General features: G+C 60.8%; 16 protein-coding genes, 13 tRNA genes and 3 pseudogenes. 25 read left to right on the plus strand and 7 right to left on the minus strand.

Annotated elements, in window-relative coordinates:
- Positions 1-18: 18 nt before the first annotated feature.
- Positions 19-1,143, minus strand: coding sequence for a DUF4330 family protein (locus tag B9G49_RS03800; RefSeq protein WP_086215472.1), 1,125 nt, complete (start codon positions 1,141-1,143; stop codon positions 19-21).
- A gap of 105 nt (positions 1,144-1,248) precedes the next feature.
- Here B9G49_RS03800 and B9G49_RS03805 point away from each other — a divergent pair, with 105 nt between their 5' ends.
- Positions 1,249-1,695 carry a VanZ family protein gene (locus tag B9G49_RS03805; RefSeq protein WP_086215473.1) on the plus strand — a complete coding sequence of 149 codons (447 nt, stop codon included), beginning with the start codon at positions 1,249-1,251 and terminating at the stop codon, positions 1,693-1,695.
- On the plus strand, positions 1,692-2,165 hold the full coding sequence (locus B9G49_RS03810) for a hypothetical protein (RefSeq protein ID WP_198943804.1): 474 nt from the start codon (positions 1,692-1,694) through the stop codon (positions 2,163-2,165). Before B9G49_RS03805 ends, B9G49_RS03810 begins: the two co-directional genes overlap by 4 nt.
- Before the next feature lie 3 nt (positions 2,166-2,168).
- Here the strand turns inward: B9G49_RS03810 and B9G49_RS16925 are convergent.
- The 3 genes and pseudogenes from B9G49_RS16925 to aglF form a co-directional block, all read right to left on the minus strand.
- Positions 2,169-2,663: pseudogene (locus B9G49_RS16925) on the minus strand (UDP binding domain-containing protein); the annotation flags it as partial.
- Between the two features lie 3 nt (positions 2,664-2,666).
- A pseudogene (locus B9G49_RS17135) lies at positions 2,667-4,880 on the minus strand (nucleotide sugar dehydrogenase); the annotation flags it as partial.
- A 39-nt stretch (positions 4,881-4,919) separates the two neighbouring features.
- Positions 4,920-5,690, minus strand: coding sequence for a UTP--glucose-1-phosphate uridylyltransferase AglF (gene aglF / locus B9G49_RS03820; protein WP_086215476.1), 771 nt, complete (start codon positions 5,688-5,690; stop codon positions 4,920-4,922).
- A gap of 348 nt (positions 5,691-6,038) precedes the next feature.
- Between aglF and B9G49_RS03825 the strand changes: the two genes are divergently transcribed.
- The 19 genes and pseudogenes from B9G49_RS03825 to B9G49_RS03900 all read left to right on the plus strand — a co-directional run bounded on the left by B9G49_RS03825 (position 6,039) and on the right by B9G49_RS03900 (position 13,753).
- The gene (locus B9G49_RS03825; protein WP_086215477.1) at positions 6,039-6,431 is read left to right on the plus strand and encodes a hypothetical protein; all 393 of its coding nucleotides are present in this window, start codon (positions 6,039-6,041) and stop codon (positions 6,429-6,431) included.
- Positions 6,432-6,433: 2 nt separating this feature from the next.
- Positions 6,434-6,994 carry a hypothetical protein gene (locus tag B9G49_RS03830; RefSeq protein WP_086215478.1) on the plus strand — a complete coding sequence of 187 codons (561 nt, stop codon included), beginning with the start codon at positions 6,434-6,436 and terminating at the stop codon, positions 6,992-6,994.
- A gap of 64 nt (positions 6,995-7,058) precedes the next feature.
- A pseudogene (locus B9G49_RS03835) lies at positions 7,059-7,502 on the plus strand (zinc ribbon domain-containing protein); the annotation flags it as partial.
- A gap of 626 nt (positions 7,503-8,128) precedes the next feature.
- Positions 8,129-8,204 (plus strand) — tRNA-Gln (locus tag B9G49_RS03840).
- A 3-nt stretch (positions 8,205-8,207) separates the two neighbouring features.
- A tRNA-Asp gene (locus B9G49_RS03845) sits at positions 8,208-8,281 on the plus strand.
- A 252-nt stretch (positions 8,282-8,533) separates the two neighbouring features.
- Positions 8,534-8,606: transfer RNA gene (locus B9G49_RS03850), tRNA-Pro, on the plus strand.
- Between the two features lie 4 nt (positions 8,607-8,610).
- Positions 8,611-8,693, plus strand: a tRNA-Ser gene (locus B9G49_RS16480).
- A gap of 502 nt (positions 8,694-9,195) precedes the next feature.
- A tRNA-Leu gene (locus tag B9G49_RS03855) sits at positions 9,196-9,277 on the plus strand.
- A 40-nt stretch (positions 9,278-9,317) separates the two neighbouring features.
- Positions 9,318-9,400: transfer RNA gene (locus B9G49_RS03860), tRNA-Leu, on the plus strand.
- Between the two features lie 3 nt (positions 9,401-9,403).
- Positions 9,404-9,475, plus strand: a tRNA-Tyr gene (locus B9G49_RS03865).
- A gap of 4 nt (positions 9,476-9,479) precedes the next feature.
- A tRNA-Thr gene (locus B9G49_RS16485) sits at positions 9,480-9,606 on the plus strand.
- A gap of 34 nt (positions 9,607-9,640) precedes the next feature.
- A tRNA-Glu gene (locus tag B9G49_RS03870) sits at positions 9,641-9,713 on the plus strand.
- A gap of 104 nt (positions 9,714-9,817) precedes the next feature.
- Positions 9,818-9,888: transfer RNA gene (locus B9G49_RS03875), tRNA-Met, on the plus strand.
- Between the two features lie 12 nt (positions 9,889-9,900).
- On the plus strand, positions 9,901-10,305 hold the full coding sequence (locus B9G49_RS03880; protein ID WP_086215479.1) for a hypothetical protein: 405 nt from the start codon (positions 9,901-9,903) through the stop codon (positions 10,303-10,305).
- Positions 10,306-10,352: 47 nt separating this feature from the next.
- Positions 10,353-10,428 (plus strand) — tRNA-Glu (locus tag B9G49_RS03885).
- A gap of 483 nt (positions 10,429-10,911) precedes the next feature.
- Positions 10,912-10,986, plus strand: a tRNA-Arg gene (locus B9G49_RS03890).
- Positions 10,987-11,054: 68 nt separating this feature from the next.
- Positions 11,055-12,584 carry a TROVE domain-containing protein gene (locus B9G49_RS03895; protein WP_086215480.1) on the plus strand — a complete coding sequence of 510 codons (1,530 nt, stop codon included), beginning with the start codon at positions 11,055-11,057 and terminating at the stop codon, positions 12,582-12,584.
- Positions 12,585-12,611: 27 nt separating this feature from the next.
- Positions 12,612-12,735: transfer RNA gene (locus B9G49_RS16490), tRNA-Gly, on the plus strand.
- Between the two features lie 112 nt (positions 12,736-12,847).
- Positions 12,848-13,753, plus strand: coding sequence for a hypothetical protein (locus tag B9G49_RS03900; protein WP_233125154.1), 906 nt, complete (start codon positions 12,848-12,850; stop codon positions 13,751-13,753).
- Between the two features lie 8 nt (positions 13,754-13,761).
- Here B9G49_RS03900 and B9G49_RS03905 read toward each other — a convergent pair whose 3' ends face one another.
- Together B9G49_RS03905 and B9G49_RS03910 are read right to left on the minus strand one after the other, a co-directional pair.
- Positions 13,762-14,205 carry a DUF86 domain-containing protein gene (locus tag B9G49_RS03905; RefSeq protein ID WP_086215482.1) on the minus strand — a complete coding sequence of 148 codons (444 nt, stop codon included), beginning with the start codon at positions 14,203-14,205 and terminating at the stop codon, positions 13,762-13,764.
- Entirely contained in the window at positions 14,202-14,636 is a 435-nt protein-coding gene (locus B9G49_RS03910) for a nucleotidyltransferase domain-containing protein (protein ID WP_086215483.1), read from the minus strand. Before B9G49_RS03910 ends, B9G49_RS03905 begins: the two co-directional genes overlap by 4 nt.
- A 184-nt stretch (positions 14,637-14,820) precedes the next feature.
- On the opposite strand from B9G49_RS03910, the gene B9G49_RS03915 reads away from it, so the two are divergent.
- Entirely contained in the window at positions 14,821-15,093 is a 273-nt protein-coding gene (locus B9G49_RS03915) for an AbrB/MazE/SpoVT family DNA-binding domain-containing protein (RefSeq protein ID WP_086215484.1), read from the plus strand.
- On the plus strand, positions 15,094-15,525 hold the full coding sequence (locus B9G49_RS03920) for a type II toxin-antitoxin system VapC family toxin (protein ID WP_086215485.1): 432 nt from the start codon (positions 15,094-15,096) through the stop codon (positions 15,523-15,525). It abuts the gene before it with no gap.
- 50 nt (positions 15,526-15,575) lie between these two features.
- On the opposite strand, the gene B9G49_RS03925 is transcribed toward B9G49_RS03920, so the two are convergent.
- A complete protein-coding gene (locus B9G49_RS03925; protein WP_198943805.1) occupies positions 15,576-15,884 on the minus strand; it encodes a hypothetical protein in 309 nt (102 codons plus the stop codon).
- A 127-nt stretch (positions 15,885-16,011) separates the two neighbouring features.
- On the opposite strand from B9G49_RS03925, the gene B9G49_RS03930 reads away from it, so the two are divergent.
- Positions 16,012-16,692, plus strand: coding sequence for a nucleotidyltransferase domain-containing protein (locus B9G49_RS03930; RefSeq protein ID WP_086215486.1), 681 nt, complete (start codon positions 16,012-16,014; stop codon positions 16,690-16,692).
- Positions 16,693-16,694: 2 nt separating this feature from the next.
- Positions 16,695-17,189: a hypothetical protein gene (locus tag B9G49_RS03935; protein WP_086215487.1), complete on the plus strand. Its 495-nt coding sequence runs from the start codon at positions 16,695-16,697 to the stop codon at positions 17,187-17,189.
- Positions 17,190-17,239: the final 50 nt, after the last annotated feature.

The raw sequence follows: 17,239 nt of genomic DNA on the forward strand, positions 1-17,239 counted from the left end.
TGGCGGACCTGGACGTGGTTACCGCCCCACGGTGACGACCGTCGCCTCCACAGTAACCGTGCCGAGATCGAGCGCCACGGTCGACCCCTGCCGGATCTGGTCGCCCTTGAACGCGAGGCCGCTCGGCATCTCTCGGAGCTGGAGGTCCGCGGTGATCGTTACCTCGCGGTTCACCGGGTGGTCCACGACGTTGACGCTGCCGTTCTCGCCGGTGGTGATGATGAGCGACGGCTCCGTCTCCACGCCGGTGACGCGAGCGACGGTGGTGTCGCCGGTCCGCTCGACCATCCCCGGTTCGATGGCGTCCGCGAAGTCCTCGCGAACCTCCTCCATCCGGAGCGTCACGGTCCGGGTCGTTGTCGCGTCCATGTCGATATCGTGGCTGACCTGTTCGATTCGCGCGTCGAGTGTGTACTCATTTGTGGGAAGTGTTACGCTCTGTCCCCGCCTGACTGGACTGCCGCCGAACCGGAGCCGGTCCTGCTGGCGGTGCCCAGCGAGCGTCGCTTCAACGAACAGCTGTCGTTGGGTCGATCGGTTGGTCGTGTAGGTGGTGACGTTGTTGATGCGGGCCACGGTGCGGTCGCTGAGGCGAATCTCGTCACCGGGGGTCACCGCCTGCGCGGTGCCCGCATCGACTTGACTCGAGAGCAACACGCGCTGTTGTTCGGTAGCCAATGCGTCGCTGTCGCCGACGTCACGAATCTGGCCGTTGACCTGATAGCGGTCGGTCGTGATATCGAGCGTCCGTCCGAGTCGTGGTGGGGCCCCTGCGTACGTGAGACTTCCTTGCTCGTTGGGTTCGCCTTCAAGCGCTACGCGGAGGATGACGCGAATCTGACCGTCCTGTGGCGTGAGATGAACGTCTGTTATCCGGAGTGTTGACGTGCTATCGGAGTCGTAGGCATCACCCTCCTCGATAGCGTCGACAACGTACGGCGAGACGGTGCCAACGTCAATCGTCGCGTACGTGGTGTCCGTCTCCGGCGGCGGCGCCGGGTCGTCGGTGAGCACGAACGCGGCGCCCGCGACGACGACGGCGGCGATCAGCAACACGACGAGCGCGTCGATGACGTTGACGCGGCCGAACAGCCGCCCCTCGTCGTCGATCAGCTCTGTGGAGGTACCCTCCGAATCCGGCATTACCAACGACGACCGGCGCGCGCGTAAAAAGCGTATTCGTTCGGCGTGCGCTCAACTGCGCGGATCCGTACCCTTTTGTCGGCGCCCACAGAGGAGCGTGGTACGATGCGTCGGCTCCGACTCCCGCTCGTGCCGCGGCCGCTCCGCCTCGCCGGTGTCGCCGCGGTCGCGTCGACGATCCTCTACTACTCGGTGTTCACGCCGCCGGGAAGCGGCGTGATACGGACCGGCCCCCTCGGCGTGTTCCCGTACGGCACGTGGCTCCACGGGCTGGCGTACGCGGGGCTCGCGGTGACGCTCGCGTACGCGTTTCAGGACTCGCCGTGGCGCGACCGAACCGTGTTGGGCGTCGTGTTCCTGCTCGCCGTCGGCTACGGCGGGAGTATCGAGCTGCTCCAGTCGACGCTCGACGCGCGCACGGCCGACTTCGGCGACCTGCTCACCAACGCGGTCGGGGCCGCCGTCGCGGCCGTGTGCTGGCGCGTACTGACGCGCAGGGTTCGGTTCTATCGGATGCGGCGGGTTGGCGAGATCGAGGCGCCGGTCCAGTGAGCATGGTCCAGTTCAACCGAACGCGAGTCTCCCTCCGCGTCGCGCTCGGCTGTTGCTGCCTACTCGCGTGTCTTGGCGGCGCGTACCTCGGGCTACCCGCCTACGAGACGTCGATCGATGCGCAGGCACCCACCGAGGAGGCGATGGCGGCGTCGCTCGACGCGTACTCGCCGAGCGAGATCGAGCCGATCGAGTTCAAGGCCCTGTCTCCGGAAGAACAGGCCGCAGTCAGGGGGGCGGTCGGCTCGGCGGACCGCATTTACTCGGACCGCGGGCCGTCGGATGAAGGTACTCGGTTCGTGTACCGCAACGACGTGACGAACCACTACTTCGTCGGGTACGAGGGGTCGATCTACCTCGTTCGCGTCGTCGTCGATATCGGCTATCTCCTCTTGGCCGGGTCGCTCGCCGGCAGCGGCGTCGGGGCGCTCCTCGTCGTGAGCGGCCTATGGCGTCGCCGGTCCGGGTGATCGCTACCAGGTGAGCCCCTCGTAGGTGAGGCCGTCCCGTCGCTCGATGATCCGCCGGCCGTCGACGACGATCGGGGCGTCCATCGCGTCGAACTCCGTTTCGAGCGCGGCGAACTCGTCCCAGTCCGTACAGACGACGCACGCGCTCGCGCCGTCGAGCGCGGCCGCCGCCGAGTCGGCGTACTCGACGTCCGGGAAGTGCTCGCGCATGCTCTCCGTCGCCACCGGGTCGTACGCGACCACGGTCGCGCCGCGTTCCCGGAGCCCGTCGATGACGGGGATCGCTCGGGAGTTCCGGACGTCGTCGGTGCCCGGCTTAAACGAGAGCCCGAGGACGGCGACGCGCTCGCCGCGCACGTCGGCGTGATCGTCGAGCCGTCCGAGCAGTCGCTCCGGCTGGCCGTCGTTCACGCGCACGGCGGCCTCGAGCAACTCGGGGTCGTAGCCGGTCTCCTTCGCGGCAGCGATTATCGCATTCGTGTCCTTCGGGAAGCAGTTGTGAACGACTAGTCCGTCGGTCGTCACGAACGTGTGGTCCTCGGCGACTTCCAGCGAGTAAACGTCCGTCGTCGTCTCCTCGACGGTGACATCGCGAACCGGAACTGAGGTAAATCCGCCGTCCGCCGTGTGCCCCGTCGGTGCGATGTCCCGATCGTATGAGGCGAGCCGATCGTCGATCCGGTCTTGCTCTTCGGGCAGGAACAGCTCCTTCAGCGCCGCGATCTGGCGTTTCGAGCTCACGCGCAGGAAGTGGGCCGGCAGCGTCGACTTCGCCGACTGCGAAGTCTTGTAGCTCGGGACGATGCCGAGACTGTGGAGTAGCAGCGTCATCCCGTCGATCAACTCCTCGCTAACGGAGCCGTAGTCGTAGACAACGGCGTTCGAGTGATTGGTGTACTCGATATGCCCGTCATCGCGGAACAGTCCCGAAAGCAACGCCACGCGTTCGTCGGCCGTCGCTTGGAACGCGCCGTCGGGGATCGCCGCGGAGTAGGAGCCGGTACCACAGCCGAGCCACTCGAGGAACGCGGCGAAAACCCGGCTGGAGATAGTGACAGCCATCGTGGTTTCCTGTTGCCTCGTTTGATACCGAATACCCAGGTCCTCGTAGTACGACTCGACATCGCGGACGTACTCCGGTTCCTCGCTTGGATGGAAACTCAACTGAATCCGTCTTCTGGTGGTCGAGCCGTGTCCGGAGGTGTCGTCGTTGATGTGACCCTCGCTGAGATAGTACCCGATGAACCGCCAGAACCGCTCGTCTACGCGGAGTATGGCTGGCACGTACGTCTGCCCACCGCCCCGCGTCGTGTAGAGAGACAGGTCTTCCCTGTCGACCGGTAACTCCTCCTCGTAGGTGAGGAACGCGTCGAGCGGCAGGTAGTTATCCCCGACGAGATCGGAGAGCTTGTCATAGTCGAACTGACGGTTGTACGCGCGAAGCACCTCGTACACCTCGTCTTTGTTCGCCTCCAACGGCGTCGACGGTTTCAGATACACCCGATCGTTTTCGAAGTCGGGCGACTCGGCAACGATCTCGATGAGGTCAAACTCCGAAACGGGATCGCTCGGGAGATCGGCCAACACCGGTACGGAATCTCCCGCTTCGAGCTCCGCAGCCGGCTTGACCGCGGTATCGTTCCCCTCGAGCGTGAGCATCGGATGATCGTGAGTAACGGTCACCCGTTTGTTCATTTTCGTCCGGATCGTGTGTAGCGGACCGTCGTACCGACGGCGCGTCGCCACCTCGACGGGCTTGAACGCGAACTCGCCCTGTTCCGACCGACTGAGTACCGAAACGTCGTCGACGGTCCCGTCGGAAACGTACTCGTCGAAGAACTCGCCGAGCGTGAGATGTCTCGTACCCGTCTCGTCCTTCGCTAGAATGCGCTGATCGCCCGTCAGACAACTTCCCCCCCACCCTAAGCCGGAGCGGAGGAAGCGCTCGCCGATGCGGTCGTCGAGGCCGACCGCGTCGGCCACCTCGTAGGCGTCGACGCCGAACTGCTTGCAGACGTTCCCGATGTCGTTGATGAGGCTGACCTTGCTCGCGAGGAACGCGTTGTTGGCGTACTTGATCATCTCCGCCTCGGCGATCCCCGTCTCGACGACCGCGGCGTCGCTGGCGTCGAGGAGCGGTTCGAACACCCCACGAAGGGCGTCGAGCGCGACCGCGTCGTCGGGCCGCGTGCCGAACACGACCTTGTCGGGCGACTGGAAGTCCGCGACGGCCGTCCCCTCGCGGAGGAACTCTGGGTTCATCGCCACGTGGAGGTCGTCGCCGAATTCCTTTCCCGAGGCTTCGGCGAGGATCGGGGCGAGCGTCTCCCCGGTGGTCGTCGGGACGACGGTGCTTTTCGTCACGACGACGTGGTCGCCGTCCTTCGTCCGGAGGGCGTCACCGAGCGCCTCGGCGCCCGCCTCGATGATCGACGTGTCGATACTCCCGTCGTCGTTCGCGGGGGTCGGCAGCGCGAGGAACGTGATGTCGGTGTCGCGGACGGCGGCGTAGTCGGTCGTCGCCGTGAGCGCGTCGCCGCCGTGTTCGGCGAGGAGGTCGTCGAGGCCCGGCTCGTGGATCGGCGCGCGGCCGTCGTTGATCGCCGCGACGACCTCCTCGTCGATGTCGACGTTCACCACCTCGTGGCCCATGTCGGCGAAGCAGGCCGCGACGGTCGTCCCCACGTAGCCGCTGCCGACGATACTCACACGCATTAGGTTGGGGTTCGGGGACGGGCGATTTATCCTGTTTGGTTACGCGTCCGACTCGACGACCGCTTCGGCGTCCTCGTCGTCGCCGTCCGTGTCGGGGTCGTCACCCTGAAGCCGGCGCTCGGCCTCGTCGCGGTCCTCGGGGTAGCCGACGTCGATGCGCCAGCCGTCGAGGCCGATCGCGTCGATAGTGCGGCCCGACTGGATGAGGAGGTCGACGGCATCTGAGATCTCGTACTCGTCGCGGTTCGAGGGCTGGACGAGGTGGCAGGCGTGGAAGATCGCCGGCGAGAAGGTGTAGAAGCCGGTCATCACCAAGTTACTCGGCGGGTCCTCGGGCTTCTCGACGACGTCGGTGATCTCGCCGTACTGGTTGGTGTCACAGACGCCGTAGCGGGAGGCCTCCTCCCAGGGGACCTCCTCGACGAGGAAGGCGGCGTCCGCGCGCTCCTCGCGCTGGCGACGGACGACGTCCTTGAGGTTCGCCTGGAAGATGTTGTCGCCGAGGATGAGCATGAAGTCGTCGTCGACGTGCTCCTCGACGGTGAGGAGGGCGTGGGCGAGCCCCTTCTGCTCGCGCTGGTGGGTGTAGGTGATCGGGACGCCCTCGTAGGCGTCGCCGTAGTGGTCGATGATCTGCTCTTTCATGTACCCGACGACGACGATGAGTTCGTCCGCGCCGAGCTCGATGAGTTGGTCAAAGCAGTGGGTGATAAGGGGTTTGCCGTCGACCTCGACCATCCCTTTCGGCTTGTTGTCCGTGAGCGGGCGGAGGCGCGTGCCCTTGCCGGCCGCGAGTACGACTGCTTGCATGATTCGAGAATTCTGGTCAGGCAATCATAAGGATTCTGCCTTTCCGAGTCGGCTGGTCGCACTGTCCACACGACTTGTGGTGTGTAACCGGTGCCGATGGAGTTGATGACGGCAGTACGACGGTACTCCACTGTTTTTACATGTTATGTCGTAGTTATTTAATAATCAGGAGTCAGACTGCCATCGTGGCGTGGTTTGTGTAAGCGGTTGTCGGCTTCCTTCCCGACCCTAAGAGTCGGGGCATCCGCCTCGTACCGCCCGTGAATCGATTACCCGGAGGAGGATGTCAAGATCCACTCGCTTGAACGGCAAAGAAATTATGCGTGTGTAGACCCTACACATAGCGTGATGGCTGAGGAAAAAACACGCGTCGATTTTAACGCCCCAAAGTCTCTCGTCGAGCGCGCCGATAGCGCGATTGAAATCCTCGATATCTCTCGTACCCGTCTCATCATCGACGCACTCGAGGACGAACTCGAAGAGCTTGTAAACGACGAGGAGTTCCAGCGACGGCTGAGCGACGCCTACTACGACGGCCGGGTCGATTACGACACCGTCGAAGCAATTCTGGGCCGTGAGGAGGCACTGCGATTAAAACTCCTCCGAGAGTCGATCGATCGGACGCCCGCTATACCCACACTCGAGGATGGGCTCCCGAGTGACGATACCTTCTACGACGGCGAGATCTCCGAATGGACGGACTCAAATTCGGCTGATTCTGATGACGAGTCGCATCCCTGACGATGTCGGAGCACGCCGTTGCCGTCGTCGATACGAATGTACTGTTGAATCTCGCTACGCCGGTCGTTGACGGGCGGCCGAAGGCTCCCTCTGGCGGGGACCCGCTCAAAACACTCCTCACCGGGTACGACATCCACGTACCAGCGAGTGTCCTTGGCGAGGTTGCCGATGCCACGGGGGATGATGACCTCCTAGCTGCCGCCGCCGATCTCGTCCTCCAAGCTGCCCGTCATATCACAACACACGATGTCGACAACCGAGCCGACGAGCCGATCGACTATGGGCTTGATCAGGGGGAAGCCGAAGGTGTCTGGCTGGCTAACGAGTTGGAGGCAGAGCTCTTCATCACGGACGAATTCAACACCACCAACTACCTTTTCATCAATCTCGCTCTTGACGACCGCAACACACTCTTCACGACACCACACATGCTCTGTATCCTCGCAACTCACAAGATCCTGCCCATAGAATACGTCGACGCAGTGCTCAGCTACTACGTCGAAACCAAAGGCTGGGACATACAATATGTGGCGCAATTGCGCCAAGAGTATCTCCACGGTTGATCTCTTCGAGTACGACCTGTGTTTCAGGCTGAGCCACAACGGCCCCACCGTCGATAGCGGGTTCGTGACTGCGTCTGAGGACTTGACAGACATCCGCAACCGAACGGGTGCGTCGTGGGGTCACAAGTGGGCGTTCCGAACCCTGTACGAGCAGGTAGAATACAAACCCGAAGCGGTCGGCGTCTCGGTGAAGCAAGTCGGGTCGGCGTACACGTCACAGCGGTGTGCCGAGTGGGGATTCACAGCTGAGGAGAATCGCACGACTCGGATCGACTTCCGGTGCGTAAAGTGTGAGTCGGAAGCCAACGCGGACTACAATGCGGCGAAAAACATCGGGATGCGGTACGTCCGTCGAGGCCAACAGTCGTCTCGGCGGACGGGCGACAGTCAACTCGCCCTAAAGTCTGGAACTGTGACGCCGAGTGGTGGATTCACCGCCCACCCGGACGGGTTCGAGGCCGAGTTCACGGACAAGCCCCATCACCAGAAGTCTGTGACTTCTGGTTAGCAGCCAGAACTCTTCGAGTTCTAGCGACACCCTCAACGAGCGAACCTGTCAGATTGAGTCAAGTAGGGTGGGGTAGTTAATTGATCGGACCGCGAACTAGATTCGTCAAAACAGTGTCTATAGTTACCACACCCTGACTAAGTTTAATACAGTTCCCACAGTAATTCGTAACAGACGTCCGAAACAAACCTCGTAAACGGAGAATCCCGCAACATGGTCGATACTCGCTTCAAACCGCGGCGTGCTCGCTCTTGTTTAGCCGCGGGTCGCGTGTTCGGCGGGTACCTACAAGACCAGCGTGTGGAGAGACCGGACGAAAATCGTCGGGCCTGCGTCGCCATCGAATACGAGAGCGCGACGCACTCCGGCGCTCTCCGGACACTCTCACCCGCATAACCCGGCTCCCACGCGGACTACCCGTCAGGGGCTGGGGAACACGGGATTGCCGCCTGCTTTCGTCTCGTACTCGCTTGGCTCACAGCCACGGACGAGCACGGGGGACGAGGCTCGCGGCAGTTTGGTCTGCGTTCGTTCCTGACTGTAGGACGAACGAGCGATTCTGTGCGTGCTGAACGCATCATGAGTCGCTGGTACGCTTTCCCGTAGCGTTAGCTGCGGCTACGTCGAGCCCCGGAGTCTCCGCTGGCGAGGGACGCCGGACTTTGAATCCGGAAGTCGCCGGTTCGATTCCGGCCGGGGCGACATGCCGACGTGGTGTAATCCGGCGATCATACGGTCCTGTCACGGCCGTGATCCGGGTTCAAATCCCGGCGTCGGCGTGGACGCGTGGACAAACCACGTGGGGATACCCATCGAGGTAGGCAGCCCGTTGGTGCGATCAGCTGGATCGTTCCGACGATGCTGGGCCCAGCAGGGTCTGCAACCTACATGAGCCGGTGTGGTATTCCCGGGAACCTCCCGAAGTACGCCCCCGCGATGAGACGCGCAACCACGACTACTCGGTCGCGGTTGCGCAGTTGGAAACAGTCGTACAGATAGCGAATCGACTGCCGAACGCTCGGCAGTCCAGTGAGCCGATGGTCCAGCGGACGACGATCTGTGCCTTGGGCGCACAGGACCGAGGTTCGAATCCTCGTCGGCTCAGTGTGCCGTGTCTGGGGAATGGTGACCCCACTGGCCTGCTACGCCAGCCCCGGCGACGGGTTCCCGGTTCGAATCCGGGACACGGCGTGATGTCAAAGAAGGTCTGCCCTGACTGCGAGGAAGAAGCGTTCCGCCACGTTCCACTCGGTGAGACAACGTCCATCGACACGATTGGAAGTGTGAGAATCTGCGTCACCGACGAAGGCACGTACTTTCACGGAACGAGGTGACCGCCATTTGCCCCTGCCGTGACTGGGTGCTGGTGAACTCACTCGCCCCGAAAGCGAGGGTTAGAAGCAGAGTAAGGCGCGTCTTCCGGCATCCGGTGAGAAACGCGAAGGGGGCTCGTTGGAGCTTGCTCCGACGGCGTGTGGTGAGACAAGCAGATTGGTGACTGCGCTCGGTGTAAAACCGAGAGCTGCGAGGCTTCGGAGTTCGACTCTCCGTCTCACTGTTGGCGGGATTTCCCCACCCCGGCCAAGGGACCGCGTTGGAAGCGCGGCGTCCGCGAGGACACGAGTGTTCAAATCGCTCTCCGGCCGCTGCGTGCCGAAGTGGTTCGCAGAGTCGCTGGCGATTCTCGAATCGCGCCGCCATGCCAGAGTGGTCAAACGGACACGGTCGAGGACCGTGTGGTTAGTCCTTCCCAGGTTCGAGTCCTGGTGGCGGCATGCCGGTTACTGTACCGGTAGACGATTCCCTGTATTCTCTGTCGCCGTACTCAAGTGGTCAACGAGAAGCGGCTCAGGCCCGCTGGCGTAGGTCCTTCCGAGGTTCGAATCCTCGCGGCGACATTTCTCTCCGTGGTCGAGCGGTCACGACGCCTCCCTGTAGAGGAGGAGACGCACGTTCGAGTCGTGCCAGGGAGACTACGGGACGGTGGAAGAGCCTGGCATTCACACACTCTCGCCGAGTTTTCACCGGAGAGCCGGTGCGACGGTGAGAGTTCCTTCGTCTCACCTGTAATGAGAACACGCAGGTTCGAATCCTGCCCGTCCCACTGGCCGATGACCCCTTCCAGGAGAGGCCACCCTGCTCCAGTGGAGTAGCGGCCAAACTCACGGCCCTCTCACGGCCGAGCCCCCGGTTCGAATCCGGGCTGGAGCATTCTCCAACAGTCCGAGACCTCTCACTTCCAGCCGACGAGACTGAGGGACGGACAGCTGTGGAGAACTGAGAGATATCCATGAGTGAGTTCCGAATTGCGGTGCTGCGGGATAGGGTAATGGCAGTCCACGGGGCTCATATCCCCGAGGTCCGGGTTCGACTCCTGGTCCCGCAATGGAGGACAACGATGGGACTATTCGATACAGTCGAACTCTACGACGACGTCCACCTACCGGAGTACCCCGAAGGCATTGCTCCTGCCGAGGACGTCGACTGGCAGACGAAAGGTATTGACCGACCGACTATGACCACATTTCAGATTACGGTGGATGGTCATCTCTTAGAAGAGGAGTGGCACACCGAAGCGGTCCCGCCGGAAGACAGACCATACGCGAGCCGAGACGACGTCAACGAGGAAGATCTCCGCTACATGGCCGGCAGTCTGAATCGAGTCCACGACGGCTGGATCGAACGAGACGACTACCACGGCCGCTTCAAGATCAAACACTCCTTCGAGAATCTCGAGACACTCGTCACGTATCAAGTGACGCTCACGCACGGGCAACTCGAGGGCTTCGAACGCCGGCGATAATCTTTGCGTGTCCGCCGCACCTCAGCGCTTGATTTCGTCCCTACAGCGCTCCCGGAGTCTCCGTTGGCGAGAGACGCCAGTTTTTCAAACTGGAGGCCAGGGGTTCGATTCCCCTCGGGAGCACTCGGGGGGCTGGCCCTGACAGCGTTTTTCCGTGTCTGATATAGCGGGCAGCCACGGATTCGTGACGCTGTCACGGTCAGCGTTCCCCAAGCGTGTGGTCGTCGAGGTGGTGCGTTTCTTCGCCCGCAAAGCACACCAACGGGAGTCATAGCCCGTCGCACCACCGGTTGCCCGGCCGCACGTGGCGACCGTCGAGTCGGGGCGTTGCTTCGCCAGGAACTCGCAGGTTCAAATCCTGTCGGTGGCACAACCCATCGAGAACATCCCGGACAAAGAGAGTACGAGAGTGCTCTTGACACCGGTCCCGCCCCGACAGTTTCCCGGTCGCCATCACTCATCTCGTGGCCGTCGAGTTGGAGTCATCCTTCGCCTCAGGAGCCGGAAGTCCGGGTTCGAATCCCGGCGGTGGAATCCCACTGTTCCACCGTAGTGTAACCAGGTAGCACGCTGTTCCGGCTGCAACAGTTTCCCGGCCACGACTTTGTCTCCGTAGCTCAGCCAGGACAGAGCACCGGCCTTCGAAGCCGGGTGTCGCACGTTCGAATCGTGCCGGGGACGTTCGCTGCTCGCAGCACGTGTGAGCAGCACCGGTATCGGAGTCGCCTGTTGCGGCTCCGAGTGATAGGATGGAATTCAACACGCCAAAACAAACGGTCGCGGAGGCGACGCGAACCACCAACTACGAAGGTGGAGAAGCGTTCGAGCCTGCCGACCCACGACTCGCACTGTACAAGCGCACGATCAACCAGCTGTTGGAGGACTCGTTCTACGAAACCGATGACGAGCAGCTCGCTGCTGTCGTCCGGCGGTTCGACGCCGCGGCAGACGAGGATCCGAAATTCGTCCTGAAGCTCGCCGCGTACGCGCGTCAGGAACTCTACCTGCGGGACATTCCACAGGTCCTGCTCGTGCTGGCAGCCAACGACGAGCGATTCAAGGACGACTCCCCCGAATCGCTCATCCGCGAATGGGCGCCGGCGATCATCCAGCGGATGGACGAGACGGCCACCGCGCTCGCGGTCCACGACCAACTCCTTGGCGGGACTGCCCCGTGGCCGCTTCGACGCGGCATCGAAGACGCGCTCGTCTCGATGGCCGACGCCTACACGCTGGGCAAGTATGAACTGTCGCGGCGTGAGGTGACGCTACACGACGTGTTCAACCGCGTCCACCCCACGCCCGTCGACACCGACCAAGAGGTGCTGTTCGAGCGATTCATGCGCGGCGGCCTCGACGACTATCCAGACGTCGACCCGTTGCCGTCGCCGAACACGTGGGAGACGGTTATCTCCGAGCGCGGCAACACCCGAGCCGCGTGGGAGACGCTCATCGAGGACGACACGTACTCGCTGCCGATCTTCGCGTCGATCCGGAACCTCCGGAACATGCTCGAAGCCGGCGTTGACGAAGACACCATCGTGGATCACCTCGACCTGGAGGCAGTCCGGTACGCGCCGCTGTACCCGTTCCGGTACTATCAGGCGTACACCGCGCTTCAGAACGCGGACGTCCAAGCACCAGCAGTCGAACGGTGGCTGGAGGACGCAATTGACGTCGCTGTCGAGACGGTGCCCGACGGACTCGGAGATACATTCGTCGCTGTGGACCTCTCGGGATCGATGGACATGGCGCTGTCCAGGAATAGCACGCTCCGCTTGAAAGAGATCGGTGCGTTATTTGGTGCGATCCTGGCCGATCAAGGTGCCGAGGTTGGCGGGTTCGGTGACGACTTCCAGACCGTTCCAATGCACGTCGACACACCAGTACTGCAGCGCCAAGATGCGGTGCTGGCCATCGACGAGGATGTCGGGAACTCGACGAACGGCTGGAAGGCACTGGAGTATCTCCGTGACCGAGGCGAGCCGGTTGAGCGAATCGTCGTCTTCACCGACATGCAGATCTGGAACAGCACACCATTCACGGCGCGCGATACCCAGACGGTGAAGGCGGCGTTCGATGCGTATCAGAACGAGGTCTCCACGGACACCGCGTTGTATCTCGTCGATCTTGCGTCCTACGGCGACCTCGTGACCCCGGAAGGCTACGAGAACGTCTACAACGTCTCCGGGTGGTCAGAGACCGTCTTCTCGTTCATCGAACACGCCGAGAACCCGAAGCAGGTCATCAATGAAATCGAGGCCTTCGAGTCTGTATAGCCTTGTTCTCTCATCTTTTTCCGTCAAGCGCGAGTAGTGTAATTCGGTATCACGCGGTCGTGCCACGACCGAGACGGGCGTTCACGGCTCCTACAGTGCCGTGAGCTCGGAGGAGGTTTCCTCCTCCGGCGTTCGAATCGCCCCTCGCGCACTCGGAGCGTGGCTCGTGAATCAGATAGCCCGAGTGACGCTCTTCAAAGTTCCCGCGAACGAGGCCCACAATAATGACACGTAATACCCCTGAACCGGCTGAATTGCCATCGTTGAACGAGGACACGCCCGCACCGGATGACCCTGTAGCCGTTGAGTGGTGGCACAGGTGCGATGACGATGGATCCCCGGAGTTGGACACGTTCCATGGGTTCCACAATGCTACGCGGATTACAGACGGGGATCTGCCAGCCGTGGAGACGGGCGAACTTGTCACCGAATCCGGAATACAAGTGACGACAGCACAGCACTCTGATGTCTCGACGGAGTCTCGTTATCTCTATCTGACACATGAGGAGGCACTTAACCGAGACCTGTCTCCGTGTTCTGAGTGTTTCCCAGCGTACGCGACAGAAATGCGCCTGTCGAAAGAACGGGGGGACGGTGGGCTGTTGACCGAATCCGGTGTCGAAGGTGCGGTGTTTCTCGTCCAGATACGGCGCGATATGAGCGCGTCCTGGAATGTCGACTCTGTCCACGAGACGTACACGTCGATGCTGTATCGGGCACGCGCCATTCGCCAACAAGTCGGGTCTGCGGCGGATCGTCTTCGGCTCTCGTATATGCCCGTGCGGCGGTGTGACTATGGATCGTTCGATGACGCGATGGGTTTCGAGCCCGCGATGGATCACGTCTCGGAGCTTCGTGAAATTCAGCCCGAGGAACTACCGGCCGTACGTGAGTCTGTTGGTGAAGAAGTCCTTTCGACACCGGTAGAGATCGATAGTCAGTATACTGCGGCACAGAAGTCAGGACCGTCGATCGTCCACCGAGCCGAAAATGCTCCCTGTGGCTACGAGCGTGAATTGGGATTCGATGTGTTCGGTGAGGCCGACGAGGACCTGCGAGACCAACTACAGCGTGATGCCCAGACTGTCTCGGACGTGATCGAGCGTGGGATCGTGGTCGAATACTGTCCCGAGTGTTTTCCCGAACTCGCCAATTGGGTCGCAGAATAGCTCATCGACTACAGCGCATCGATCTCGTTGAGATACGAACGTACGTCGTGTAGGAAGTCCCGATAGCGTTCAAGATCTTGTAGTGCGGCGTAGACATTGTCGTGATCGATGGCGTTACCGTAGGTGTGGGCGAGGACGTTCCGAAAACGAGCGGCTTGGACCATCTCTGTTGTCGTCGCCCTGTGAAAAACTCCTGCGGCGTCTAGTTCCACCATCGCCGCTGGATTACTTTCCGGCGGTGCTCCCCGTTCAAAAACAACGAGTGTCTTCGCGATGTCAAGCGTTGCTTCAGTCAGTTTGACGAAGCGGCGTTCAACCACGTCGCGTTGCTCTCGATCGGACCGATACGTCTCACGGGAGAGCGACTGCTTCGCCACAAGGACCGAGAGGCTCTCCTCTATCGTCTCGACGGCACTCACGATCCGTTCGAGATCGTCTTCCGACAGTGTCATGCGAGGTGGTCGTCGATGGCCGAGAGTGCGTCATCGAACCGCTTGGCCGGTGAACGCGGATCCTCGTCCGCGTCAGCGAGCAACTCATCACGAAGTCGGCGTGCGTCGACATCGCTACCAACGAGACGGTCGCCGTCGCGGAAAGCTGCGCGGATGAGCGATGATGGCGCTGACCGAAGGTCCACTAAGTCAACGTCGTCGGTCTGAAGCGCGAGTGCGAGGTCACTCCCGAGTGCCAGACGCTTGTCCATCTGGTTCGGGTCACCGGGGGCTGTGTTTTCAAAGACGACGGCCACGTCAACATCACTTTTATCATGGAAATCGCCACGTGCCTGTGAGCCGAACAGGAATCCGACGCGAACGGGATGATCTGCCAGCGTGGCGGCCACCTTGTCTCGGAGCGTCGTCTCATCGCTGTCCGGCGAAGTCATACACGTTTGTAAATCAATCTTAGATAAAAGCGTTCGGTGGGGACGCCCGTCCGTTCGGTTCACCGTCAAGGCAATCTACGAACGCGTCGTGCTAGCGAACAAAATCGACAGGCTGTATGAAACGGCGCTACCCGATTGGACATGTGGCGCAACATGTAACACGACAAGGCGTGTACTAGTTCGTATGGCAGCCGACAGTCCGCCCGAAGAAACCAAAGTCAGCGATCAAGGGATGGTCACGATCCCCGCAGCGCTCCGCCGGCGGCTTGATATTGAGGCTGGCGATAAGCTCCGCTGGACCGTCACCGACAGCGGGGATCTCACGGTTGAGGTTGTCCGACAGCGCTACGGCGCGTTCGAAGATGACGATCTTCAGGCCCCGATGGGTGGTGATGGCCTCGAAACCCACGACCTCGCTGGGTCCGAGGACGATCCCGCGTTCACCGAGAACGCCTAAATGCCGGCCGCTCTCATCGATTCGAACATCCTCATCGAATACAAGGACACAAGTCCCGACAGTCGCCACGAACTGGCAGCAGGGATCGTCCGGGCAATCGATCGAGGTGACCTTCCCACTGCCCGGGTCACGAACTATGTGTTGTCAGAATCGCTGAACTGGATTCACGAACGACAGCGCCACGACATCGCAGTTGATCTCCGCAATCGGCTCTCAAATTCGGCCGGCTTCGAACTCGTCCACTCCGCGCAGACAGACTTCCATCGCGCAGTGGAACTCTTCGAGACCTATGAAGGGCTCGCGTTCGGAGACGCGACCATCGTCGCCCACATGGAGCGGGTGAATATCGAGTACCTGTATTCATTTGACGACGACTTTGACCTTATCGACAGCATCACGCGGTTGGAGACAGCTGACAACCCGTTTAACTGAACTGTACAGGCGGTTCGAGGCGACTGCCCCGGGACTTGATCCGAGGCAGTTCACCCGAACTCGTAGTTGTTGTCGCGAACGTCGACGTACTCGTCGTTGCCCTTTCGGTCCGGCACGTAACACGGACATCGTCCACTAGCGAAGAACACCGGCGACTCGATGCCGAGATCACTCCGTCGATCCAACAGCTGTGGTACGGTATCTCGGAGTTCGCTCACCCGTGGTTCGCGGAGAGTGTGGAACGTGCCTCGTGGCGGTCGATGTTCGGTCAGTGGAGGGAGTGACTCCTTGATGAGGTCGTCGATGGTGACGATCCGCACATCGAGCAGCTGGGCGAGATACCACGCTAGTGTGGTCACGAAATATGGGTAATAGTCTCAGAAGCGGTAGTCGGTCACGCAACTCCTAGATGAACGAGTGAGTTCAAGATAGCCGACTCGGAAGGCCACCCAAAGAGTTTTCATACCATACAATTAATTGCGTATTATGAAAAATACGAGCGTACTCCTCGATTTTCCATTTCCAGAGGAGCGGGTCTTCCGCTATCAGGCAATGCAGGATATCCTCCACCACCTCGTGAACAACCCATTCGAGGAGTTCACACAGCAGGAACTCGCGTCAATCACGGGCGCAGATATCTCGTCTGTTTCGCGCTCACTTACACTGCTTAAGAAACTCGGTGTGATTGCTGTGAGTGACCACAGACCTGCTCGAATTTCGATCGATACCGAACATCTTCAGCGACCAGATCCAGTTTTTTTGATACCACAGTCGAAGTTCCGTAAGCCAGTCAGGGCCTATCTCGACGAGCTTGAGACCCGTATTCAAGAGAGCGAAGAAATTACCGAACTCATTGGTGTCATTCTCTTCGGGAGTGTCGCTCGCGGAACAGCAGACCGTCGAAGTGATATTGATCTTCTTTTCATCGTTGATGGGGACCTCACCTACGGACGACGCATCTGTACGTCTCTTGCACGAGATATTGAAGACGAATCGTTTGACGGCCATCGGTACGAGTTCGAGGTTCTCGTTGAGACGCCAGAAACAGCGGTCTCACACGGATCTGAACTCGCAGATCTTTTCGATGAAGGGCTAGTTCTCACCACGTCTCCCCAACTTCAGGAGCTACGGCAAGATATCTATGCTCAGTCTCACGGAGGTGCGTAGAGATGCCGATCGATCACGACGACATTGAACCGCGGTTGTCGAATGCACAGGACGCCTTCCGCCGCGGTGGGCAGATATCCGAAGAGGGATTGGATGTCGCTAGTGCCGATCTCGTCCAGCTCCGAAAGGCGTGCCGACTGCTCTCTGGGGCAGAACAATTGTGTGAAGACGGGTACTATACACTCACAATCGAGGCTGCGTTCACCTCTATCGAACGCACACTGTTGTTCTGGTTGATCACGGAGGGTCACCACGATCCGTCCCAGCCGCCACAGTCGCACACGACCGCAATCAATCGAAGCGCAGATGTTGGATTCATCACCGAGGAGGTTGCGATGGAGCTCGAAGATCTTTGGAACGAAAATCGCGCTCATACGTACTATCAGGACGGGATGGCGACAAAAGAACGAGCGAATGCGATGCTTGCGCTTGCGGGCGATATTCACACACAGATTATCAACCTCGTTGGACAATCTCATGAATGTCTTTGTGCGTGAGTAATTCGGTTGCCTGTTCGTTGGTTCGCAGTGTACCGAATACCCACAGA

It is taken from the genome of Halorubrum sp. SD683 (assembly GCF_002135045.1).
Classification (GTDB): Archaea; Halobacteriota; Halobacteria; order Halobacteriales; family Haloferacaceae; genus Halorubrum; species Halorubrum ezzemoulense.